The organism is Micromonospora sp. WMMD712 (genome assembly GCF_029581295.1).
GTDB lineage: Bacteria > Actinomycetota > Actinomycetes > Mycobacteriales > Micromonosporaceae > Micromonospora > Micromonospora carbonacea.
This window is the reverse complement of sequence record NZ_CP120743.1, coordinates 5,886,036-5,908,772: the sequence shown is the minus strand read 5'-3', so window position 1 is coordinate 5,908,772 and position 22,737 is coordinate 5,886,036. Positions and strand designations below refer to the sequence as shown.

The window sequence follows — 22,737 nt, the reverse complement described above, 5'->3', positions numbered from 1 at the left end:
CGACGCGGGGCCGGTCATGGCAGGCCTGAAGGACTTCCAGCGCGCCACCGTCGCGCATGTCGTCGACCGGTACTTCGGTGCCGACCCGACCCGCCGGTTCCTCGTCGCCGACGAAACCGGACTCGGCAAGAGCGTCGTCGCCCGGGGCATCATCGCCCAAACCCTGCAACGGCTACAGGACGACGACAGCGTCGGACGGGTAGACGTCATCTACGTCTGCTCCAACCAGGACGTCGCCCGGCAGAACATCGACCGGCTACGGGTCACCGCCGACAAGACCCTCACCCTGTCCAGCCGACTCACCCTGCTCGCCAAACACGCACACAAGCTCAACGCCGCGACCGCCACCACCGGCAAGCCGATCAATCTGATCGCGTTCACCCCGGGCACCTCCTTCGACCAGGGCCGGCTAACCGGTGCCGTAGAGGAGCGGGCGCTGATCTTCCTGCTCCTCGAACAGGCCCACTCGTGGAACGGCTGGCGAACCCGAGCCGCGCTACGCGCATTGCAGGCGACCGTCGCCACCCCTGAACGCTTCGAGGAGCAGTGCAACAGGCTCCGGGAACAACTCGAAGGAAGAATCGACCCAACGATCGCCGAGGGGTTCCTGCGTCGTGCCCGCCACGACGGCCTGCTCGACGAGTTCGATGCGCTACTCGACGGCATCGGTCGACGCCCCGCCCTGCCCGACGCGCTGCGGGAGAAGGCCCGCACACTCACCGGTGCCCTGCGAACGGCGTTGGCCACCGCTGGCGTCGAGGTCCTCGACCCGGACCTGGTCATCCTCGACGAGTTCCAGCGGTTCCGGGAGCTCCTCGACCCGGACGGTGGTGACAGCGCTGAACTCGCCCGGCACCTGTTCGACCATCGAGCCGCCCGGGTGCTGCTGCTGTCGGCCACCCCGTACAAACCGTTCACCTTCGCCGAGGAAGCCGGCGCCGGCGAGGACCACTACCGCGACTTCCGGCAGGTCCTGCGCTTCCTCACCGACGACGAGTCCTGGCACGCCGACGTGACGAAGGCCTTCGAGGCGTACCGGGACGCCCTGGTACGCGGCGAACCCTGCGGCGACCTGCGCGACTGGCTGCGCACTCTGTTGTTGCGGGTCATGTGCCGCACCGAACGGCCCGCGCTGGGCCAGGGCGGGATGCTGAGCGAACACCTCGACCTGGCCGACGACCTCGACACCCGTGACGTGCGCGGCTACGTGGCGATGCGCCGGGTCGCCGACGTTGTCGGCGCACGGATGTCGGTCGAGTACTGGAAGTCCGCCCCCTACTTCCTGAACTTCCTCGACGGCTACCAAATCGGCGACAAGGTCCGCAAGGCGCTCGACGGCAAACCGGACCCCGACGTCACCGCGCTGCTGGCCACCGCGCAACTGCTCGACGCCGACACGATCAACCGACGAGAACCCGTCGATCTCGGCAACGGCCGGCTACGGCGACTCGCCGCGGACACCGTCGACCGGGGCTGGTGGCGACTGCTGTGGCTGCCCCCGTCCCTGCCCTACCACACCCTCGACGAACCGTTCACCACCGCAGCGGCCGAAGGCATCACCAAGCGGCTGCTGTTCTCCTCCTGGAACGCCACCCCCACCGCAGTGGCCGGGCTACTCAGCTACGAAGCCGAACGCCAGCTCGGCGGCCACGGTAAGGAAAGCCGGCACCTCGACTACCGCACCGAGAACAACCGCCCAGCGGCAATGAGCGCCCTGGCACTCTTCTGGCCCCATCCCGCCCTGGCCACACTGTGCGACCCACTGGCACTAGCCCGGCAGCGACCGGACGAGACCACGCCGCTGGCCGTGCTCGAACGCGAGGTGCGGGAAAGGCTACTCGCTTACGCCTCCACCGATACGGCGGCCACCGAAGCGACCCCGGCCGAGCCGTGGGAACTGGTCTTCCGGTGGCCCGGCGCCGACCCCGGCTGCGACGATGCCGCTGCCGCCCTGGGTACCTCCGCCGACGAGGACGCAACAGCCACCGGCCTGGACCGGCACGTGGAACGAGCCCGGGAGCTGGCCAGCAACACCCACTACCCCACAGCAGACCACCTCCACGGTCTGCTCGACAGCGTCGCGGCGATCGGCATGCACGCGCCAGGCAACATCGCCTGGCGGGCACTGTCCCGACTCATCCACCCCGACGACGCGATCACACCAGCCGGGCACTGGCGCGCCGCGGCGGTACTGGCCAACGGACTACGGTCCCTGTTCAACCGGCCTGAATCCGCCCAACTGCTCGACAGCCTGTCCATGGGCCCGGTCTACTGGCAGGCGGTGCTGCGCTACTGCGCCGCCGGTGATCTGCAGGCCGTCCTCGACGAGCACCTGCACACCCTACGCAGCGGTACCGCCGACACTCGCCTCGACGACGAGAAACTCTGTCGGCTCGCCGACGAGGCGCGGCTGGCGATCGCCAGCCGACCGTCAACGTACGAAGCCTTCAACCCGCACCACCCCGACGAGCGGATCAAACTGCCCGGCCGGTTCGCGCTGCGCTACGGCGGCCGCGGCGAAGAACAAGCCCAAGCAGACCGCAAAGCAGTCGTACGCCGAGCCTTCAACAGCCCCTTCTGGCCATTCGTCGTCGCCACCACCAGCGCCGGCCAGGAAGGCATCGACTTCCACCAGTGGTGCTCCGCCGTCGTGCACTGGAACACCCCCGCCAACCCCGTCGACTTCGAACAACGCGAAGGCCGCGTCCACCGCTTCGGCGGACACGCCGTACGCCGCAACGTCGCCACCGCCCACCGCGCCGAAGCCCTACGTTCCCCCGAACCGGACGTCTGGAAAGCCCTCTACGACGCGGCACGAGCAGAATCCGGAGAACTGGGCGACTTCGCCCCGTACTGGGTGTTCCCCGGGCCCGCGAAGATCGAACGACACGTCCTGCCCTACCCACTCAGCCGCGACCAGGCAAAACTCGACCGGCTCAAGTCGGACCTAGCGGTGTACCGGCTGGCGTTCGGCCAACCACGGCAGGAAGACCTCCTGAACCTGCTCCGACGGCGCACCATCGACGCAGCCGATATATCAGACATCCTGAACCTACGACCGGACCCCGAAAGGAGCCTCAGTGACGGATCAGGCAGGACTCCGCATCGGGCTGGTTAATTTTCCCGGCACACGGCCACCTTCGGGTTGTTGCTTTGTCTGGCACCGCTAGCTTGTGTAAGCATGTCGAGTGGATGTCGATGTTTCGCAAACCGCCGCCGCGGTGATGCCATATGTGACCGCTGCGATCGCCGCGTACGGGATGAGCACTCTGGACAAGGTTCGCGACACGGTGGTCGACAAGACGTCCGATGCTACGGCGAACGTGGGCCACCGCTTGCTGAGGCGTCTGCTGGGCCGGGAAGAGTCGCGCGCGGCGATCGAAGACGCGGTCAGCGACCTGGCCAGCGGCGAGCAAGACGGCACTGCGGCACTCAGATTGCAGATCAGGAAGGCGCTCGCGGCGGATAGCGAACTGGCGCGGGAGTTGGCAGCCATGCTGCCGGCCGGGTCTCCGCAGATGAAGGCGGCCGGAGATCGATCGATCGCAATCCAGAACAACTCGGGTGTCGCCAACACCGGCGACAATGCCACGATTCAGCGGTGACCAAACCCAGCGAGCGTGGCGTGACGGCCGAGGGCGAGCGTTCCATCGCCGTCGACACCAACACAGGCATCGCGATCAGCGGCGACAACTCCCAGATTGTCAATGTCGCCCTGGGCAGCCTACGCTCGCCCGAGCGCGTACCGATGCCGGCTCGGCTGACGGGCCTTCCCCGCACGGCGGCGGATCCGTTCGTGGGTCGGCAGGCTGACCTTGACCTGCTCGACCAAAATCTTCGCAGGCAGGGCGCCACGGTGGTGACCCAAGCGGTCTTCGGACTCGGCGGGGTGGGCAAGAGCGAACTGGCGCTGCAGTACGCGACCCGGCACGCCGACCGGCACCAGCTGATCTGGTGGGCGTCGGCGGAAACGGACGAGATGCTGCAGGAGTCGTTGGCTGACCTAGCTCGCAGACTTGAACCGGCGCACTCGCTGCTCGGCACAACGATAGTCGATGCCGCAGGATGGGCGTTGCAGTGGTTGCAGTGCCACCGAGACTGGTTGCTGATCCTCGACAACGTCGAGAATCGTGCGATTGTGGCCGCCGTCCTCGGGCAGGTCGGCCGGCATGGGTTCGTCATCGCCACCACCCGTCGCGACATCAACTGGCGGGGATCCGCCAAGCCGCTACTGGTGGATGTTCTCACTCCCGAGGCGTCGATCGAGCTGTTGAGGGGGTTTGTCGGCGACGCTGGCGACTCGCATGCCTTGGCCGAGTTGGCGGCCGAACTCGGACACTTGCCCTTGGCCCTAGAGCAGGCAGGCGCCTACATCGCGCAACAGAGGATCACGGCGTGGAGTTATCTAACTATTCTCCGTGCGCGGCCCGCTGAGGCGTTCCAGGCAGTGGACGAGGGCGGTGAGGCGTCACGCACTGTCGCCCGCATCTGGAACCTCACCATCACCGCTATCGGCAGCAAGAATCCGAAGGCCGTGTATCTGCTGCGCACCCTAGCGCACTTCGCCCCCGACAACATCCCCCGTCGATTTCTGAGCGGTGATGCGACCGATGTCGTTGCGGTCGATAAGGCCCTCGGCCTTCTTGCGTCCTACAGCATGATCAAGCTCGATCAGCGACGCATTGCCCTGCATCGGCTCGTCGCAGCCGTGCTCCGCGAGCGAGCCAACGACTGCGGCACGCATGGTGAGGACGCCGACACTGTGGTCGCCACGGCTACCCACCTTCTCTCGGCAGCCATCCCGCCAGGAGATCCTCATATTAATATCGATACATGGCCAGCCTGGCATGAGCTCGTACCACACATCGACGCACTAGCCCGTACTGTTCCCAGCGCTGAGACGACGGTGGCGACGGCACGCCTGCTGGCACAATCGGCTTTCTTCGCGTCTTCGCAGGGCCAGCACAACGTCGCGCTCCCGCAAGAACAACGAGCACTGGCCATTCTCAAGGCCAGGCTCGGGCCCGATCACCCCACCGTGGCAACCGCCTTGTTCAACCTCGGGGCATCGTTGACCGCCTTGGGAAAAGCCGACGCGGCGCTGCCGCTTCTGCAACAAGGGCTGGCCGTGGCGGAGGCGGCATTGGGGCCCGAGCATCGCGACGTCGCCGTCGGACTGAGCCACCTTGCACAGGCGTTACTCGAGTTGGGCAGGCCGGCCGAGGCCCTGCCGCTGCGCGAGCGCGAGCTGGCGATCGACACGGCAGCCCTTGGTGCCGACGACCCCACGGTCGCCATCGCGCTCAACAACCTCGCGGGAACGATGGAGGCGCTGGGTAGATCCGATGAGGCGCTGCCGCTGCGCGAGCGTGCCCTAGCCATCAGCGAGGCGGCGTTCGGACCGGACCATCCGGTGGTGGCCTTGCGGCTGGGCAACCTGGCGGTGGCCTTGACGACGCTAGGAAGACCCGCCGAAGCGCTATCACTGCACGAACGCGCGCTGGCCATCAGCGAAGCCGTTTTCGGCATTGAACACCCGGAACTCGCCGTCCGGTTGAACAATATGGCATTGACGTGGGAAGCCTTGGGCAAGCCGGCACAGGCGCTGCCGCTGCGGCGCCGGGCGCTAGCAATTACCGAGGCCGCACTTGGCTCACAGCATCCCACCTTCGCGCGGCGTCTCAACAACCTCGCGTTAACGCTGAGCGATCTCGGCAAGGCCACGGAGGCGCTGCCACTGCAACAGCGCGCACTGACGATCAGCGAAGCAGCATTGGGCGACAACCACCCGGCCATCGCGGTCATGATAGGCAACCTCGCCCAGACAATCGAGGCGTTGGGCAAACCGGTCGAGGCGCTGCCGCTCAGACGCCGCGCGCTGGCGATCAGTGAGACGGCCCTGGGCCACGATCATCCCGATACCGCCATTGGGCTGCTAAACCTCGCCGGATCCTTAACCTCGCTTGGGGAGCCGGGCGAGGCACTACCCGTGGCGCAGCGAGCGCTGCAGATCATGGAGGCAATCTTCGGCCCCGACCATCCCAACACCGCCACGGCAACCGGCAATGTCGGACGAACCCTGTACGAGCTGAACCTAGCCGAGGACGCCCGGCCCCTGCAGCAGCGCGCACTGGCCAGCCTCGAGTCGGCGCTCGGCCCAGACCATCCTCACGTCGCCGTTGCGCTGAACAACCTGGCGGCCACGCTCGTCATGCTAAATCGGGCCGCCGAGGCAGTGCCGCTGCAACAGCGCGCCCTGGCCATCAGCGAAGCGGCGTTCGGTCCCGACCACCCTAGTGTCGCCACAAGACTGGGCGCTCTCGCCACTACCTGGGACGTCCTGGGCAAGCCGGCGCAGGCGATACCATTGCTGCAGCGTGCGTTGAGGATCAGTCAAGACACTCTCGGCCCCGAGCATCCTGACATCGCCATCATGCTTGCCAATCTTGCCCATCTGCTGTCCACTCTTGACCGCGAGGCCGAGGCGACACCGTTGCTGCAACGGTCGCTGGAGATCAGTGAGAACGCACTCGGTGCCGAGCACCCGATGACCGTGTCTATCCGCCGTCGTCTCGCCCGGGACGCCTAAATTCCGCAGATCGTCGCGCCACAGCGGTGGCCGGAAACGTCGCCGGTGCTGTCGGCAACCAACAAACGATTAATGATCGAAGCCGGGTAGACGGCCTGAAGATTGGTGCGAGGACTCGGCCGAGCCCGGGGCCGCACGACCCCCGCTTCTTCACGAAGCCAGATCAGGCTAATGATATCGCGATAGCCAACTATGGATGGGGATCCACACGGCGGGCACCGCGGCAAGTCCGGCGAGACTCGCGGTGGCCCTCCAGCCCACCCACGCCGCTTGCTAACAGCGGAGACCGACCCGACACCCACGCCCCTGCCAAGGCGCCGCGGCTACGGGCATGGCCGAAAAGGATCAACGTGCTCGATGTCGTCTCGGGCCCAGCCATAGCGGACGATAAGCAGCCGCTTCACTGCGTCGATGTCAATGGATTCTTGTCGTAGCTTGAGCTTCCACATCGCACCGGCGGCGGAGGCGGTGGTTGCATCTAGCGCTAGCTCGAGGTCGGGCACCGAGAAGAATTCAAGCGGCACGGGGTCGCCGTCAGGCTCTGGGGACAGGAACAGTTCGCGTACCGTTTTGAGGTCGTCTGGCGAGTGCGGGGATCTGTAGTGCAGGCGGGCGTTCTTTGCGACGCCGTGGATGGCGACGAGGATGTGCCAGTCGAGCCAACCGCGCTTACGCAGGGCGGCGACCGTGTCGGCGAACGTTGGTGCGTGTCTGAGGGCCTCCAGGGTGGGCTGCATGAGCCTCGGGAGGTGCTCGTACTTGTACCGCACCTGGTCATGGCTGTGCGCCAGGGTGTATCCGGGCCCGGGTGTGTCAGGGAATTCGAGGCCTGGGCCGGCGCCGGGGCAGGTCGTGTCGTCGCCGAGCGGTCGTGTCCCGTCGATTCTTCGCTGTAGGCGGTTGTGGCGGGTGGCGTCCTGAAGCGCGACGTCGTGCGGCGTGGCAAACATTACAATCGATGGCAAGTCCTGCTCGATGGCTTGGTCGAGCACCTCCATCCACCGCTCGTCAGACAGCGTGGAGACCGTGACGATGACGGCCGCGACTGCGCCGAGGGTCTGTTGCGCGACGGTCGTGAAGTTGTCCGGGCTGCGGTGCTCGACGGTCGGGAGCGTGCAGCGGAAGCGGGTCTGCGTCGGCGTCGATTCGACCTGCTCGACGGTGAGGTCCGTGCCGGGCGCACCGGTGGCAACGAAGATTTTGGCCTCGGTCGGGATGAGCGCCAAGTCCGTATCGGCCAAGTGGGCGAGGGTGATCTGCAAGGCCGCGGCGAAGCGTTCGCCGACCGCCACGTCGGGCTCCTGGTTATCGAACTCGATCGTCCAGGTCACTCCCAGACATTGGAATCGCACCTGCCGCTGCGGACCTGCGTCCGCGAACGCGGGACGGCCCAACTGTTTGACGACGTGCGCGACGTGCTGGTCGGCGTCCACGGACTCCCACCACGGGGGTCCGTTGGGCGACACGCCAGCGACGAAGGCGTCGACGAGCCCGGCGACGCCGGCCTCGGCGATGGCGTCGTCAACCAGGTCCTTGTAGGCCGTGCCGAGTTTGTCGGCCAATGCTCGGGTGTTGACGAGTTCGAATATGGAGTACCGAAGCCACGAATGCCGGTCGAGGTCGAAGGCCTGCTCCGCCAGCAGGCCATGGGCGAGAAGGGCAGCGCGATTCAGTTGGGTGGAACTGATCCAGTTTCCCTGGTGGTAGTCGGCGGCGGCGGCCTTGAACAGGCCCTGAGGGTATAAATCGAAGTGCTCGCGCTGTGTCAGGGCTGCGGCTACCAGCCCGTAGTACTTGGCCGCCGAGTCGAGGCGCAGGATCCTGTACGCCTCGGCGGTCGCCAGGGTCGCCTCGATAAGTCGAGGTCCGGCCTCCCCATTGAACAGGCGAAGCCGGGCGCGGTGCAGGTGACGCAGTCCGGCGAGGCGGCGACCAGCGGTGAAGAGGGCACCGGCGCGGTCGAGTGCCTTGTCGGCGGTCGCACCGTCGCCCATGGATGCCGCGAGCCGGCGGTCGAAAACGTCGACCAGGGCATCGAACTGCGGCTCGTCGATGAGCAGCGCTGCGTTGAGGCTCAGGAACCTACAGACGGGCTCGACGGGGTACAGCGGGGCGTCCGGCAAGCTTTCGGCGAGGCGACCCAATGCGCCCATGACGCCCGACCGATCGATGCTGGGAACGTCGATCGGTGCCAGCTCGCCGTCGGTAACGGCCTGCAGCCGCTCGGACAGGGTCAGGTCGGTGGTGGCATCGGGCGCCGCATAAACCGTGCCGTCCGCGGCAGCCCGTTCGAGGTCGGGTTGCATCCTGAGCGCGGCGAGCGACTCCAGTAGTGAGCACACGTCGCCGGCGTACCGAGCGCCGGTGAGCAGTTGCTCGACCTGGGCGGTGAGTGCCCTGTTCCAGGCCATGAGCCGGTCGGCGGTGTGACTGGTCTCGCCCCGGGCGAAGGCGGCACAGGTGAGGAGAAGAACCACCGTCGCGTCCGATATGAGGTTGGCGTCGTTCGAGGTCGTGGCCGCGTCGATCTCGGCGGCGGTCAGGTGATCGATCGGGTGCATTGACCCGAGGCCGAGATGGTGGGCAACGATGGTTTGGTGCCGGGCGGCGTGCCGCAGCGACCGTGGCGCGCGCTCATCTAGCAGAGGTGCCAGTCTGTCGAGCCAGAACGGGATGTCCTCGCGGCCCTCTCGGGTGAGGTACGCATAGCGCAGGCAGCCGGCCAGATCTACATAGTGGCCCCAGCTGACCACCGGCTCGGTGGTCGCGTGCCACCTGGCCAGGTCGGCCTCGTACCAACCTGGCCGGTCAGGCGGCGGCGGCAGCGCCCGGGCCGGTAGATGCAAGTATTGCTCGGCGATCCAGAACGTCGAATGCTGCGCTAGCAGCTCCGTGATCCCGGTCCCGTCGAAGATCTCCAAGCAGACGCCGTGCTGGTCACGGACCTCACGCTGCAGGTCGTGCCGGCGGGCGACCGGGATGTTCACCTCGCAGTACGCGAGAATGAACGTCACCGCTGTCCCGGCAGCCATGATCTTGTCGATGTCGCTGCGGATCTTTGACCCGATGTCCGCCTGCTGCAGGGTGCAGGTGAAGCCGACGCCGTCGCCCTCACGCATGCCTATCTCGCGACCGAGTCGCTGCGTCTGTCCGGCCAGCTCGGTGTGGAAGGTCTCGAAGTCGCGGCCCTGATCACCGCCTGCTGCCACAGGACCCGTGGCGGGTATGACGTTCCGCGTGACGGTGGCCCGAGCCAGCATCCGCGTCAGCGTCTCGAACTCATGCTGCCCGTTGCGAGCGGCCAACTGGTTCAAAGCAAAGCGGATCTCCGCCTTGGTCTGCTCAACCGAGCCAGGCATCGTCACCCGTCCCCTCGCCCCTCCCCTGATGCCGCGCCAGTAGGCAGCCCGACCGGCCGCTGCATGGGACCATCCTGTCACGTTGCACTGACAGAATTTGCGGACGTTCAGCGGGTGCGACTGCCCAGTTGGTGGGCATGCCAAAGTGCTGATGGTGCTGCGAACTTGGCGGGGACGGGAGTTGGCGGCCCTGACCTATGAGAGTGTTACGAGCGCCCCGACCCAAGCTGGGGCGGACACGCGGGCTGCGGGGCGGGACGATGCAGGGGCAACGGATAGACGAGTAAGTCCGATGTCGGGTTAGTGGTCATAGGCGAGGTATTTGGCAATGGCCCCTGGTAAATCGCGGCGGCTCACTTCTCAGCAGGCTGACCGTTGTGACCAAACCCCAGAACCTCGTCACGCAGCCCCGCTAGGACTTCGAGGTTTTGCAGCATCACGCCGGGGTCGTAGGTGTGGGTCACCTTCAGCTTCGACATCCGATCGAGCACCTCCTCGTCGGTCAGCTGAGCCAGCCACGCTGCGATCTGCTGGTAGCTCGGGGAGCCATCCACCTGGCCAATCAGCTCGACCAGGTCGGTCCGGACGACTGCCGCGCCCAAGCGCTGAGTATGGCGCTCTACAGCCGACGTCGTCGAACCCACCGACATTGCGCGGCGTTCGTCCTGATGACCAACAGAGATCTCATAGCGCGTCGGAAGGCCCGGCTCGGGCGGCTCCGTGCCCGTAACGAGGCGCGGCACCGCCTGGGTGCGGACCCAATAGAGGATCTCATCGAGCTCCTGCATCAGAACCGGCCACCGGTCCGTACCCGGTCGATTGATCCCGATCGTCGGAAACAGAGTGACAGGGGTAATGGTACCGATTTGGGTCTCCGCGATGACGTCGCCGACGCGCAGCGGCTCTTCGGGCCGCGGAGGCAGGTCGCGTACCGAGTGGGGCATCTGATCATCCTGGTACATGGCAGCCAAGCGCACCGCCGTGATCGCGGGCGTCCTGTGCTTCGCGTGATTCGTATGGAGCACCAGTCGAGCCAGAGGGTGCATCTGAGGATCGCTCTGACGGTGAAAGGGCTGCAGACGATCGATCCGCCGCACGAGTTCGCTGCCAGGTCGCAGCGATGACGGACGGTTGGAGAGTTGCTTCCTCGTCCACTCCTCGAACTTCTCGTACGTGACCGACGCGGGCATCTCGACGAGCCTGGCCGCCTTCTCTCCGAGCGGCGCACCGTCCAAGAACTCAACCTCGGCGAACAGCGCGTGCTCAAGCGCGGCCCGCATTGCCACCAACGCGTCAGCCACGAGGAGTGGCACCTTGCGTGGGATCGGAGCCACGCTGCTCACGACGGTCCTACTGACCGGCCCCGCCGGAACCTCATGCAAGCCGACCACACCATGGGCCTGTGTCTGGTAGGCGAAGAGCAGATCGCCGACCTGTCCGATCAGCTCATCAACGTGCGACAGCGTCGCGGCGACGCCGAGATGGCGCTCGGGGAGCCAATGAGGCATCGATTCCGTCACGCCGCAATTTTACGTGGTGTCGAAGTCGCACACCCCTCGCTGGCCGCAGCGCTACTGCCGATGACAACGGGTAGCAACCTCTGGGGCTACGCCGGTTTTGTCGAGCCGCGCCGTCGCGGAACGACTGATGCGGTTGCTTCCGCGGCGGCGCGGGACAGCTCCGGAAGGACGGCGCCGTAGAACTTGGCGGTGAAGTGTGGGCTGGAGTGACGGAGTCGGTTGGAGATGACTTTCATCTGGACGCCGGCGGCGAGGCCCATGGTGGCGGCGCCGTGGCGCAGGTCGTGAAGCCGGATGGGTGGTAGTCCAGCTTGCGTAGCGAGGTGGTGGAAGTGGTCGGTGACGTCAGCGGGGTGTAGCCGTCCACCGGTGGGCGTGGTGAACACGAGACCGGTGGCGGTCCAGGCAGCACCGGCGGCGAGGCGCTCGCGGTTCTGGCGTGCGCGGTGAGTGCGCAGCACCCCGACGGTTTCGGTGTCGAGAGCGACTGCCGCCTCACTGTCGGTGGTTTTGGGTGTGTCGATGGTGGTGGCCCAGCCGTGTTGGACGAGTTGCCAGCGGACGGTGAGGGTGGCTGCGTCGAGGTCGAGGTCGTCCCAGTGCAGGCCGCAGGCTTCGCCTCGGCGGAGGCCGGTGAAGGTGATGAGGTGGTAGAGGGCGTAGAGGCGGTCGCCTGCGTCGTGGGTGTGGTCGAGGAACCGGCCGGTGTGTTCGGGGGTCCAGATCATGACCGGGCTCGGGGTCTTGCCCGTATCGCGCCAAGTTTTGATGCGTTGGTCGGTCCACACGGTGGGCTTTGGCGCTCGGGCGGCGGGTAGCTCGACCAGCAGGGCGGGGTTGATGTCGAGGTAGCGGTGACGGCGCATCGCGTCGTTGAGGGCCTTACGCAGGGTGGCGTGGATGAGGTGCATCGTCCTCGGTCCGACGACCCGCTGGTTCTTGACCTGGTCGCGTTTGGCCTGGTTGCGGCTGGCGCGCAGGGTGGCGATGGTGGTGTTGCGTTCGGCGATGGCCTCGTACATGGCGTCGATATGACCGGGGCGGAGCCGGTCGATGCGCAGGTGCCCGAGGTGCGGGATGAGATGTAGGCGGATGTGGCCTTCGTAGGAGCGGACGGTGCCCTTCTTGATGCTCTGGCGGCCGGCGAGCCAGTCGGTGAGGTAGTCGGCCATGGTGGGGAGTTCGGTGGGGGTGATGTCGAGGTGCAGGGTGCGGCGGACCTGGTCGGGGGTGGGGACGGGTGCGCCGGTCTTGACGGCGGTTTCGATGAGGTCCCCGGTTTTGACCATGACGTGGGGGTCGGTGGGGTCGGGGACGGCGAGGGCAGCGCGGATGCGGTCGAGGATGGTGTCGGCGTCGGTTTGGGTGGGGTAGGGGCCGTGGCGCAGTGTGCGGCGGGTGCCGTTGGCGCGGGCGGGTAGGTCGATCTGCCAGTGCCATTGGCCGTGGTTGCGGGACCAGCCGCCACCGGGCCGGCGCAGATCAGGGCAGGAGCGTCCCAGGCGGCGGCCCGTGGTGGTGTCGCGGCAGCCGCAGCGTTTGAACGTGGAGCCTTTCATCCGTCGTCTCCCGGGTGCTCGACGTGGTGCCGCCAGCGGTGGCGGGTGTAGTCCGCTGGTGGCGGGGTCGTTGCATCCACGCTCGACACCACGGCGGGATCAAGTCGCCGACCGCCGTCGGGATCCGGGGCAGGGTGGTCGAGGAGGAGGAGTCGGAGGAGGCCGGTGACGGGGACGATGATGCGGGTCCCGGCGCGGATCAGTGGCGTGGGAAAGGTGTCGGTGGCGGCGAGGCGGTAAGCCTGAGACCGGCTGATCCCGAGTACCGCTGCGGCGGTGGGCAGGGTGGTGGCGGCGCCGAGCGCGCGGATCCGCTCGACGGTCCACGGCTCGTTGGTAGGCGTGTGTGGGCTGGCCGGTTGGGTGTGGGGGTCTGGGGTGGTGTGGGCGTTCATGGGGTGGGGTCTCCTGACTGCGGTGGAAGCGGTGCAGAGGTACGCGAGGTAGTAGGCATGGCGGGTTCTGCCGCTGTCGACGGGGTGCCGCGGTCGGCGGGTTCGGGAGTCTGCTGGCCGGTGGTGGGGGCTGGTGGGGCCTGGTCGGCTTTGAGGATCTTCAGTAGCTGGGATGCGCGGGTGTTGGACACGGTGTGACCGGTAGCCCGGAGTGCGGTGGCCAGGGCGGCGCGGGTGAGCGGCCGGCCCTCGGCGGCAAGGTCCTCCTGGGCGCGCCTGGCGACCAGGAGCAGGGCCTCGGTGTCGGTGGGGTGGGTGGACGGTCCGCGCCGGGACGGCCGACGCTGGCGGACCGGTCTCCCGGTCCGGGGGTGGTCCGGGCCGGTGCGCGGGTGGCCGTTGCCGGTGTCGTGGACGGTCCACGCGGGCAGACGCCGGTCCCCGGTCGGCAGGGTGGGCTGAGCGTCGGTGCGGTCCGGCGGAAGCTGGCTTGCGGCGGCGATGGGCTGGCCCGCCGGTCGGGCGGTAGACGGGTGCGTGCCGGCTGGTGGGGGTTCGGGTGGGGTGTTGGTGTAGCCGAGGGCGATCTTGACCATGACCAGGAAGCCGAGCGCCGGCACGGCCGCAGCGGTCCAGCCGATCGGGGACGGCTCAGCCTCCACGACCTGCGCCGCGAGCGACAACGCCACCGCGCAGGCCAACACCGCCGCCGGGAACACTGTTGAGGCCTTGGCTCGTTTGCGGCGGCGTAGTTCCAGGCCGGAGGCGATGGACATCAGCTCCAGCACGATCGCGTCCGCCCACGCCAACCACCCCGGCTGACCGTGCGCAGCGGCCACGTTGTGGACATGGGTGAAGCTGGCCGCACCAGCCGCCCCACCAATCGCCAACATGATCACGACCTGGACAGCTCCCTCTGCCGGGTTCCGTCCCGGACCGGCGTCCGGGTCACCGGGTGCGGTCGTGGCCGCCCACCTCCCCCGGCCGGACCACCAGCACGCCCCGTCCGCCCGCGCCTGCGGACCGGACCAACGGACGGACGGTCCCCGCGTACCGGACCAGGAGCGTGCATGGCGCGGTCTCGGGCCGGTCCGCGGACCGGCCACGCGGGCGCCGGGACGATACCTCCGCCCGCTCGCTGTCAGGACTGTCCGGTCCGGTCACCGGTCTGTCAGCAGCCTCTAGCGAGACGCTGACAGACCGGTGACAGAACGACCCCGGGACTGTCGCCGCCTCACACGCCGGCCGCACGATGAAGGGGTCCGGTGAAGCGTTGTCGGTCATGCCGCCTCCCTGGTCGGGTCACGGTCGTCGAGGACCCAGGCCGACAGGTCAGCCAGCGTGGACCGTTGTCCGCCGTCGCCGGCCACGGCCCATACCGCCTCGGCGGGGCACAGGCCCGTCGTGGTGGCGTGGTCGCGGGCACCGGTAGCCACCGGCACCAACGGTGGCGTCTCGGCCAGCATTCGGCGCAGGTTGCGTTCCCGGGCGGCGGAATGCAGCCAGAACAACACCGGCCACGCCCGCCCCAACGCGGCGAACCACTCCCGGTAACCGACAAGCTTCCCGGTCAACACCGACAACGGCTCACCACCGGTGTCGTACTCCACGAAGAACGGCACCGCCCTGCCGCCGGTAACCCATAGGCCGTAGCCGTCCGGACGCACACGAGGCTGGTAGGCGCGCACCAGAGCCGGATCCTCCGGGCGGGTGAACACCCCTGACCTCTGGCACGCCGCCTCCGATAACCACTCCCCCAACCGGGCATCAGGATGGGTGCGGGCGTAGCCGGCGAGGCCGGTGAAGAAGCCATTCACCCCCAGGCGGTGCTCCAGGGTGCGGCTGGACGTCCACCGGCGCCGCTCCACCCGGGCGTGATCACGCCGAGGCGGACGCTCATCACGACCAGCGGCGACAACCTCCGCGCCAAGCTGATCGATGACGTAGTGATACGGGTACGAACCACCGTCAGCGCGCTGCAGGCGGAACCGCGCCACCAACCGCAACCGGTACAAGATCCGCAACCGCCGCTGACAGAAATCCAGCGACGAAAACAAGGCGTGCGCGATCTGGAACGACGTCAACACACCGTGGTCGTAAAGCCAGCCCAACAGCACACGGTCACGGGCGGTCAGCTGGGACTGGACCCGAAGAACCGGATCATCCACCGGCCACCACCTCCTTTTCGGTGCGGATGCCAGCCCCAGGGGGAGAGACCCGAGACCAGGCAGGGTCTGTCGCAGGACAAGCCGACAGCGCTGACAGCCGGCCTGACCTGCGATGTGATACAGAACAAGGGGTCCGTTCCGGGGTCCGGTTGAAGACTGACCTCAACACCGACGCCAACCCGGACCCCGCAACAGGCACCGAAACGGAATCTGTCACCGCCACCGGCACCAAGCCGGAGCGCGCGACGACAAGATGGGCGACGAACACAACAACTCCTTGATCGAGAACAATGAAGATGGGCGACGACCGTCACGACGCCGCAGGGGTACGCAGCCACAGGCGACCGCGGTGGGCTACGGAAAGACGCGCTGTGGAGTTGTCAACGAACACAGGACCCGGCGCACCAGCCGACCCAAGGGGCGGACGAGGACAGCAACGACCGACACGACCACCACAAGGGCAGCAGCGGCAGCAGGTAGCGGCGGAGCAGGGCGGTAAGCAGCCGCACCGACAACGGGCTCGTCTCGGCCTGACACAGATGCTCTGGCGGTCGCAGCATCGCAACGGCCCGATGGAGCGTCGGCTCAACCAGCCGGAGAAAGATCCTTCATCGCGAACCCCCTGTTACCGAGAACTATCGACGGCCCGCCCACCCCAAGCCCCGAACGACCGGCAGCGCTCCCGAAGAAGCGTCACCAGACCGGCCGATCAGACCCGGCGGGCAGACCGCCACGCGGTCACGTGCATACCAGTACGCCTCCGCCAGCAACACCCTGTCAACCAGCATTACCAGCAGCCAATCGCCACGCTCCCCGACCCAGCCGGACGCAATGGCACCCGTTAACCCGCACTGGCACCCAGTGGCACGAAATCCCGGCCGACACAGGCAGAAAAAATCTTGTACCAACCGGACCAGATGTCTCACATTGCGAGACAAAGCTCTCGCGGACAGGCCAGCCAGAGCTACGGCACCGCTTCCCGCTCCCGAAACCACATGCCGGACAGCGATAGAAGGACCGACCGGCGGACGTGCCCCGCCCCGGCAGCACCCCACCTACAGCACGAAGGCGTGCTCAGCCGACATTCCTTCGACCCCGGCCCGATCGGGCACTACCTACCCGACACCTCCCACGCACCGAAGGCGAGATCCACGAGCAGGCGAAGTCACGCCCACCCGCCCCTCATGCCGATGACTTCGCACGTGATCATGCGAGGTGAGCAGCGCAAGCGGGAGGCAGAGACCGTGCCTGCAGGTCCGTTCGGCGTGGGCAAGACTGCAATGGGTAGGCAACAGTATTCGCTATCAAATCCCAAGCGCTGCCTTGATTGCGGCGGCAGCAACGGTCGTTCCGATCGCTGTGGCTCCGGAGAGTGCCCACTTTCCCGCTTGGCGGAGATGGGTCATCGCGCGGGGTCCATCGCCGGCGCTTGCAGCAAGCTGAGCTTTGCTTACTTCCGCGACGGATTCGTCATGCTCCGCAGTATCCGCCTCCTTTCGCAGATGCGCTCGGAGATCCTTCAGCTGTGCGCTCAGTTCATCGACATCGATTCCGGAAGCGGCGCCATCCCAAATCTGCTGAAAATTCACCTGCTCGGCTTTTGCATATCGACCAACAGCCCCCGCTTGGCCAACAGTATAGCTATCACTCATGGCTGCCCTAATCTCTACGATCGAATCCGACACTTGGATGTTTTGCTGCAACCCATCAATAGTCGACGAGTTATTTGAGATCAGTAGTCGACTTTCGATGATGTCAAGCACACGCAAAAGAACTGTAATCTCGTCAGGTTTACCCTCCCCGGCCATGCTAACGCTCAGCTTCCGACGATAAACGTGCATCCTCCGCGCGACGCTGAAGTCTTATCGCCTCAGCGGTTTGACCCAGGACCTCCAGCGTACTCGCGAGATTGTTTAGGCTTGTTGCGACGGCAGGATGGCTTGCGCCGAATGCCGACTCAGTGATCGTCAGCGCTCGTTGTTGGAGCGGCAAAGCATCGGCTGGCCTCCCCAAGTCCGAGTAACTAGTCGCCAAATTTCCCAAGTAAGTTGCGACGCTTGGGTGATCTGACCCGAGTGCAGCTTCGGCAATATCTAACGCACGCTTTTGAATGGGCAACGCCTCGGCAGACCGCCCCAAGGCGCTCAGCGTACTCGCGAGATTGTTTAGGCTTGTTGCGACGGCAGGATGGCTTGCGCCGAATGCCGACTCAGTGATCGTCAGCGCTCGTTGTTGGAGCGGCAAAGCATCGGCTGGCCTCCCCAAGTCCGAGTAACTAGTCGCCAAATTTCCCAAGTAAGTTGCGACGCTTGGGTGATCTGACCCGAGTGCAGCTTCGGCAATATCTAACGCACGCTTTTGAATGGGCAACGCCTCGGCAGACCGCCCCAAGGCGCTCAGCGTACTCGCGAGATTGTTTAGGCTTGTTGCGACGGCAGGATGGCTTGCGCCGAATGCCGACTCAGTGATCGTCAGCGCTCGTTGTTGGAGCGGCAAAGCATCGGCTGGCCTCCCCAAGTCCGAGTAACTAGTCGCCAAATTTCCCAAACTAATTGCAAGGTCTGGATGATTCGGGCCAAATACCGCTTCAGTGATGGCTGAAGCCTGCTTAAGGAGCGTGGCTGCTTCACTGGGCCGACCCACGGCTCGGTAACCAGCAGCAAGATTACCTTGATGGACCGCCACGTCCGGGTGGTCCGGGCCGAGGGCGGCCTCGGCAATAGCCAGAGCACGCTGCTGGAGCGGCAACGCCTCAACAGGTCGACCCAAGGCGCTCAACGTGCTCGCGAGGTTATTCAGTCTGGTCGCGACCGCCGGGTGGTCCGGGCCGAGGGCGGCCTCGGCAATAGCCAGAGCACGCTGCTGGAGCGGCAACGCCTCAACAGGTCGACCCAAGGCGCTCAACGTGCTCGCGAGGTTATTCAGTCTGGTCGCGACCGTCGGGTGGTCTAGACCGAGGGCGGCCTCGGCAATAGCCAGAGCACGCTGCTGGAGCGGCAACGCCTCAACAGGTCGACCCAAGGCGCTCAACGTGCTCGCGAGGTTATTCAGTCTGGTCGCGACCGCCGGGTGGTCCGGGCCGAGGGCGGCCTCGGCAATAGCCAGAGCACGCTGCTGGAGCGGCAACGCCTCAACAGGTCGACCCAAGGCGCTCAACGTGCTCGCGAGGTTATTCAGTCTGGTCGCGACCGTCGGGTGGTCTAGACCGAAAGTGGTCTCCGTGATAGCCAGCGCTCGTTCTGCATTGGCAAGGGCGACGCTGTATTGCCCTTGGATCGACGCGAAGCGGGCGGATGCCTCAAGCAGGGCAGCAACCTGTCCTGATACTGCTTCTGAAGGAAGGTGATCCGCAAGAAAGTCAATGTGCGGAATAAGTTCACGCCATGCCGGCCATGTTCTGAGATCCGCCTCCATGTCTTCGATCGGAATCGAACCGGTGAGGGCGCGCACGGCTGCGGCGGCCGGACTTTGAGACGGATCTGTCTGCGCGTACTTCTGTCTAGCTTGCCTGCGAAGCATTTCCTGCACTAGCGGGTGAATCGAAATCGTCTCGGCATTGAGCGATATCATGCTATAGGACGCTAATACCTGCAAATCCCGGTCGACCGACTCCGAATCCTCTATTGTCGACGTCAAATAATGTCGAGGGATAGATGTCGGTGCAAAGTAGGCCAGGACCTCCACCAGAAAAATTGCAGACTCTCGCCGATCGTTGATGACTGCTAGCGTTACGCCCCAAACGCGGGCGATATCCTGGAGTCCTCGACTTTCCGATTCCACGGCCTCCATTGGCGGCGGTGCCAGCCTCTGCAGCAACTTCAAATACGTAGTTGCGGAAATCTGCCGCTCCACAATGTAGGCGCCAGCTTGGTCCAGCGCGAGCGGTAGATAGCCCAGCTCTGCCGCCAGTTCGGCCATCGCTGCGCGTTCGTCGCGCTGGCCGGTGATACCCGCGAGTAGGGTGACTGCGTCCTCGACCGTTAGGACATCGAGTGGCAACAAAGCAGACCTTTGCCAGTCAATATCGTGGCGCGTGGTGAGGATGATGTTTCCATGCTTGGCCAACTTGGACAACAATGGCGCAACGGTCCGGCGTTCATTCACGTTATCGAGAACTAGCAGCCAGCCACTGTGCGTATGCAACCACTGCATTGCCCATCCAGCCGCGTCCTCCGTAGTCGTGCCGAGGGAAGCATGGGCTGGTTCGAGTCGACGCGCCAGGTCCGCCAGTGAGGCCTGAAGTCTTTCCGCGCTATCCGCAGCCGCCCAGAACACAAGGCCATATCGGTCCGCGTTGCCGGAGGCGTACTGTAGAGCCAGTTCGCTCTTGCCAATTCCGCCTAGCCCTGACACGGCTTGAATCACCGCACTAGCGCTCGCCCCGTCAAAGACTTTCTGCAGCCTCTCAAGGTCGCCGGCGCGACCCACGAAATTCCGGACGGGACTGCGCGGAAGAATCACCAATCGACTCGGTACCGGAACCTGATCCGGCGGCCGCAAAGCTCCGAGTGCGCCGTGATAGATTGTCGCGTTGTCGCCGGTAACGGCGATCCCCGACACATTGTTGATGCTGATCGATCGAGTGCCAGGAGCTGGCAAGCCGGTGACCGATTCGCCGGTCATCGCTGATTGAGGATTCGGCGGTCACCTGAGCTTGCGGCGCCCGGTATTGACCCGATCATAACTTCCTACTCCCTACGAACATCCAAGGGCATCGAGCTCATTTGCAGCGTGCATGCAACCTCATGAGGGCGGCGGACCTATCCAACGCCTGTCCGACTGATCGGCTGTCGCGACACCGGTCTCCTGCGCACCTGGTCGACCTCGCCCGATGCCATCGTCGCTATCACATACGGCATCACCGTAGTCACGCTCTGCCGTGTTCAACGCCACCAGACCTGTTTACACGAGAGGACCACGCCTACAAAAGCACCGATCGGACACATTGACCTCATGATCATGACTTTGGCCAGAGCGGTCAAGGTCTCGTCTTGTGGGGCTTACTCTCATGCCGCCGACCGGGCGCGGTGGGGAAGCCTTGCCGTATCACGCGGCGTGGCGGTCGTGCTGTGCAGCCCGCACCAGATGTCCGGCAGTCTTACGTGTGGTGGTTGGTGGTGTCGAGGATCAGCAGGAACCGGGCTTTGGTGTTGCTATCGGCGAGCGTGAGCGTCTCGTCCAGGGCGGCTTGTGTGGCCATCGTCGGTGGCGGTGTGGGCGTGTGGTGGTGTTCCCAGCCGGAAACCGTCTCGGACGCTACCCCGAGGTGGCGGGCGAAGTCGGGGACGGTCATCCGGAGAGCCTCGCGTAACGCGCGGGTTTCCTGTCCGGTCCACCGGCCGACGACCACCGTCCCACACCCATAGTCAGCCGTCGCCGCGTGAGTGGCCCGGGTGGCGGTCTGGCCGGCGCGCCGCTGGCGTTCCTCGTCCCGCGCCTGCGCCCGCTGGGCGTTGAAGTCCCGTACCAGTGCAGCCATCTGGTCGAACGCCGCGAGCAGCGCCCCTTGTGCATCGACCGCCCGGTCGGCGTCCTGCCAGAACCGACGAACGCTGGTGTCCCGGCCGATCTCGGCGTTGGCTACCGAACTACGGGAGTAACAGATGCTCTTGGCGAGCTGCATCTGCGTCAGCCCCCGCTCGGCACGCCACGCGGCCAACCGCCGACCGAGATCCCTACGCGCCTCGGCCACCTGCTGCTGACTGATCAGCCCCGGCAAGCGCAGACCCGACGAACTCCGACCGTCCACGGCCGGCTGCGTGACCCGCACATTCGTCATCGGTGCCGCCGGTCCGAAAGCCGGGACACCTGGCAAAGGCTTGCCGTAGTCGACGGCACACTCGGTACAGCCGCGAGACGGTCCCGCGCGACATCCGACGGTTCGATCCTCACTTCGACGGATCCCGTGAGGACCGCGACAGCGCCGGTCGTGCGTCGTGACGGACCAGCGCCGTAACAGTCTCGGCGTGGACGTTCAGGGTCACCCGCACCGCCGCCGCTCGGGCCATGATGACCGCACCGTCCGCGGTCACTACCGATACCGGGCGGCCCGGGTCGGCACCGGGTACGGGTGAGGTCCGGTTAGCTTCTGGTCCTGGTTTCTCGGGGCTCGCTTCAGGGTCTTGGGCGTGTCCCTGAATGATGAAGAACCCGAGGTCGGCGTTGGTCGTCTTACCGAGGACTTCCCGCAGCGCCGTGCGGTACGGCTCGAACGGCCATCGGTGCTCCCCTCGTTCGAGCTTGCCGATGTAGCGGGCGTCGACGGCGCTGCGGCATCCTCCGTGCGTGTGGGTGTGGGCGTTGACCGCGTCGGCCAACTCCTGTCGGGGCATCGGGCGCCCCGAGCCCGACGGAGACGGCAGCGCCAGCCGAGTTGCGCCAAGCAGGTTGTTCGGCCCTGGGTGATAGGCCACGACGTTGTTCTCCTGATGTGTTCGTGTGCTCTCGTAGCCGGCGACCGGCCAGGGAGAAGGAGGGGCTATGTCACTGCTTGCGTACGGTCAGGTGGAGATCCTGAACGGCCAGGTGGGTGAGGTCGGGTAGCTGGTCCTCGTCGAGGGTGACCCCGTGCAGGTTGCCGAGCCCGGTCTTCAGGTCGTACAGGCCGTTGCCCCGCAGGTCAGCGCCATGGAGGTGGCAGGAGTCGAGTTCCAGGCGGCCCAGTTGGCAGGACCTCAGGACGATGTTGGGTAGGCGGCAGGACGACCAGGTGGCGTCGGTGAGAAGGCAGTCCACGAAGGCCACGGCTCCGGCTGCGGTGACCCGGGTGAGGGCCGCGTAGTCGAAGCGACAGCCCTCGAACAGCACGTCCTTCAACCGAACATCGGTCAGGCGGGTGCCGGTGAACCGCGAGCCCGTGACGGCACAGCGCTCCATACTGACGCCGGACATGGTGGTGCCGGAGAAGTCGGTACGGGTGATCTCGCAGCCGAAGAGGGACCCGCCCTCCCAACTGATCTCGCTCACGTCGACACCGACGAGCCGGCTGCCACGGATGGTGACGCCGTCCAGGGTGATGCCACGCCAGGAGGCGTTCTCGATGGTGGCGTCAATGAGGTCGTCGGTTGGGTCGCTGATGGTGTCGAGATCATCAGGGTCCAGCTCCGGGAGCAGGATCCGCAGTTCGCCGACTGTCGTGGTCCGCATG

14 protein-coding genes are annotated in these 22,737 nt (G+C 66.0%); 3 read left to right on the top strand and 11 right to left on the bottom strand.

What is annotated here, in order from left to right; genetic code table 11:
* Positions 1-16 precede the first annotated feature (16 nt).
* The 3 genes from O7633_RS25830 to O7633_RS25820 all read left to right on the top strand — a co-directional run bounded on the left by O7633_RS25830 (position 17) and on the right by O7633_RS25820 (position 6,589).
* Positions 17-3,118 carry a DEAD/DEAH box helicase gene (locus O7633_RS25830; protein WP_282324234.1) on the top strand — a complete coding sequence of 1,034 codons (3,102 nt, stop codon included), beginning with the start codon at positions 17-19 and terminating at the stop codon, positions 3,116-3,118.
* A 70-nt stretch (positions 3,119-3,188) separates the two neighbouring features.
* Positions 3,189-3,605 carry a hypothetical protein gene (locus O7633_RS25825; RefSeq protein ID WP_282324233.1) on the top strand — a complete coding sequence of 139 codons (417 nt, stop codon included), beginning with the start codon at positions 3,189-3,191 and terminating at the stop codon, positions 3,603-3,605.
* Positions 3,602-6,589 carry a tetratricopeptide repeat protein gene (locus tag O7633_RS25820; RefSeq protein WP_282324232.1) on the top strand — a complete coding sequence of 996 codons (2,988 nt, stop codon included), beginning with the start codon at positions 3,602-3,604 and terminating at the stop codon, positions 6,587-6,589. The genes O7633_RS25825 and O7633_RS25820 overlap by 4 nt, the downstream gene beginning before the upstream one ends.
* Before the next feature lie 323 nt (positions 6,590-6,912).
* Here the strand turns inward: O7633_RS25820 and O7633_RS25815 are convergent, their stop codons facing one another.
* The 11 genes from O7633_RS25815 to O7633_RS25765 all read right to left on the bottom strand — a co-directional run bounded on the left by O7633_RS25815 (position 6,913) and on the right by O7633_RS25765 (position 22,736).
* Positions 6,913-9,954: a hypothetical protein gene (locus O7633_RS25815; RefSeq protein ID WP_282324231.1), complete on the bottom strand. Its 3,042-nt coding sequence runs from the start codon at positions 9,952-9,954 to the stop codon at positions 6,913-6,915.
* A 347-nt stretch (positions 9,955-10,301) separates the two neighbouring features.
* Positions 10,302-11,468, bottom strand: coding sequence for a hypothetical protein (locus O7633_RS25810; RefSeq protein ID WP_282324230.1), 1,167 nt, complete (start codon positions 11,466-11,468; stop codon positions 10,302-10,304).
* Between the two features lie 86 nt (positions 11,469-11,554).
* Complete coding sequence (locus tag O7633_RS25805) at positions 11,555-13,027, bottom strand: site-specific integrase (protein WP_282324229.1); 1,473 nt, start codon at positions 13,025-13,027, stop codon at positions 11,555-11,557.
* On the bottom strand, positions 13,024-13,422 hold the full coding sequence (locus tag O7633_RS25800) for a hypothetical protein (protein ID WP_282324228.1): 399 nt from the start codon (positions 13,420-13,422) through the stop codon (positions 13,024-13,026). Before O7633_RS25800 ends, O7633_RS25805 begins: the two co-directional genes overlap by 4 nt.
* A complete protein-coding gene (locus O7633_RS25795) occupies positions 13,419-14,315 on the bottom strand; it encodes a DUF2637 domain-containing protein (protein WP_282324227.1) in 897 nt (298 codons plus the stop codon). Before O7633_RS25795 ends, O7633_RS25800 begins: the two co-directional genes overlap by 4 nt.
* A gap of 387 nt (positions 14,316-14,702) precedes the next feature.
* Positions 14,703-15,590, bottom strand: coding sequence for a replication-relaxation family protein (locus tag O7633_RS25790; RefSeq protein WP_282324226.1), 888 nt, complete (start codon positions 15,588-15,590; stop codon positions 14,703-14,705).
* A gap of 1,304 nt (positions 15,591-16,894) precedes the next feature.
* A complete protein-coding gene (locus O7633_RS25785) occupies positions 16,895-17,353 on the bottom strand; it encodes a hypothetical protein (protein ID WP_282324225.1) in 459 nt (152 codons plus the stop codon).
* Positions 17,354-17,399: 46 nt separating this feature from the next.
* Positions 17,400-20,213 (bottom strand): FxSxx-COOH system tetratricopeptide repeat protein, encoded by a 2,814-nt coding sequence (fxsT, locus tag O7633_RS25780; protein ID WP_282324224.1) that lies wholly within the window; start codon positions 20,211-20,213, stop codon positions 17,400-17,402.
* 475 nt (positions 20,214-20,688) lie between these two features.
* Positions 20,689-21,369 (bottom strand): helix-turn-helix domain-containing protein, encoded by a 681-nt coding sequence (locus O7633_RS25775; protein WP_282324223.1) that lies wholly within the window; start codon positions 21,367-21,369, stop codon positions 20,689-20,691.
* 109 nt (positions 21,370-21,478) lie between these two features.
* Entirely contained in the window at positions 21,479-21,922 is a 444-nt protein-coding gene (locus O7633_RS25770; protein WP_282324222.1) for a hypothetical protein, read from the bottom strand.
* A gap of 151 nt (positions 21,923-22,073) precedes the next feature.
* Positions 22,074-22,736, bottom strand: coding sequence for a pentapeptide repeat-containing protein (locus tag O7633_RS25765; RefSeq protein WP_282324221.1), 663 nt, complete (start codon positions 22,734-22,736; stop codon positions 22,074-22,076).
* Between the last annotated feature and the right edge of the window lies 1 nt (position 22,737).

Excerpts from the sequence above, each read along its gene's own strand:
- O7633_RS25830 (WP_282324234.1), top strand. The coding sequence starts at position 17 with ATGGCAGGCCTGAAGGACTTCCAGCGCGCCACCGTCGCGCATGTCGTC.
- O7633_RS25805 (WP_282324229.1), bottom strand. The coding sequence starts at position 13,027 with ATGAAAGGCTCCACGTTCAAACGCTGCGGCTGCCGCGACACCACCACG.
- O7633_RS25800 (WP_282324228.1), bottom strand. The coding sequence starts at position 13,422 with ATGAACGCCCACACCACCCCAGACCCCCACACCCAACCGGCCAGCCCA.
- O7633_RS25795 (WP_282324227.1), bottom strand. The coding sequence starts at position 14,315 with ATGTTGGCGATTGGTGGGGCGGCTGGTGCGGCCAGCTTCACCCATGTC.
- fxsT (WP_282324224.1), bottom strand. The coding sequence starts at position 20,213 with ATGACCGGCGAATCGGTCACCGGCTTGCCAGCTCCTGGCACTCGATCG.
- O7633_RS25775 (WP_282324223.1), bottom strand. The coding sequence starts at position 21,369 with ATGACGAATGTGCGGGTCACGCAGCCGGCCGTGGACGGTCGGAGTTCG.
- O7633_RS25770 (WP_282324222.1), bottom strand. The coding sequence starts at position 21,922 with ATGCCCCGACAGGAGTTGGCCGACGCGGTCAACGCCCACACCCACACG.
- O7633_RS25765 (WP_282324221.1), bottom strand. The coding sequence starts at position 22,736 with ATGCGGACCACGACAGTCGGCGAACTGCGGATCCTGCTCCCGGAGCTG.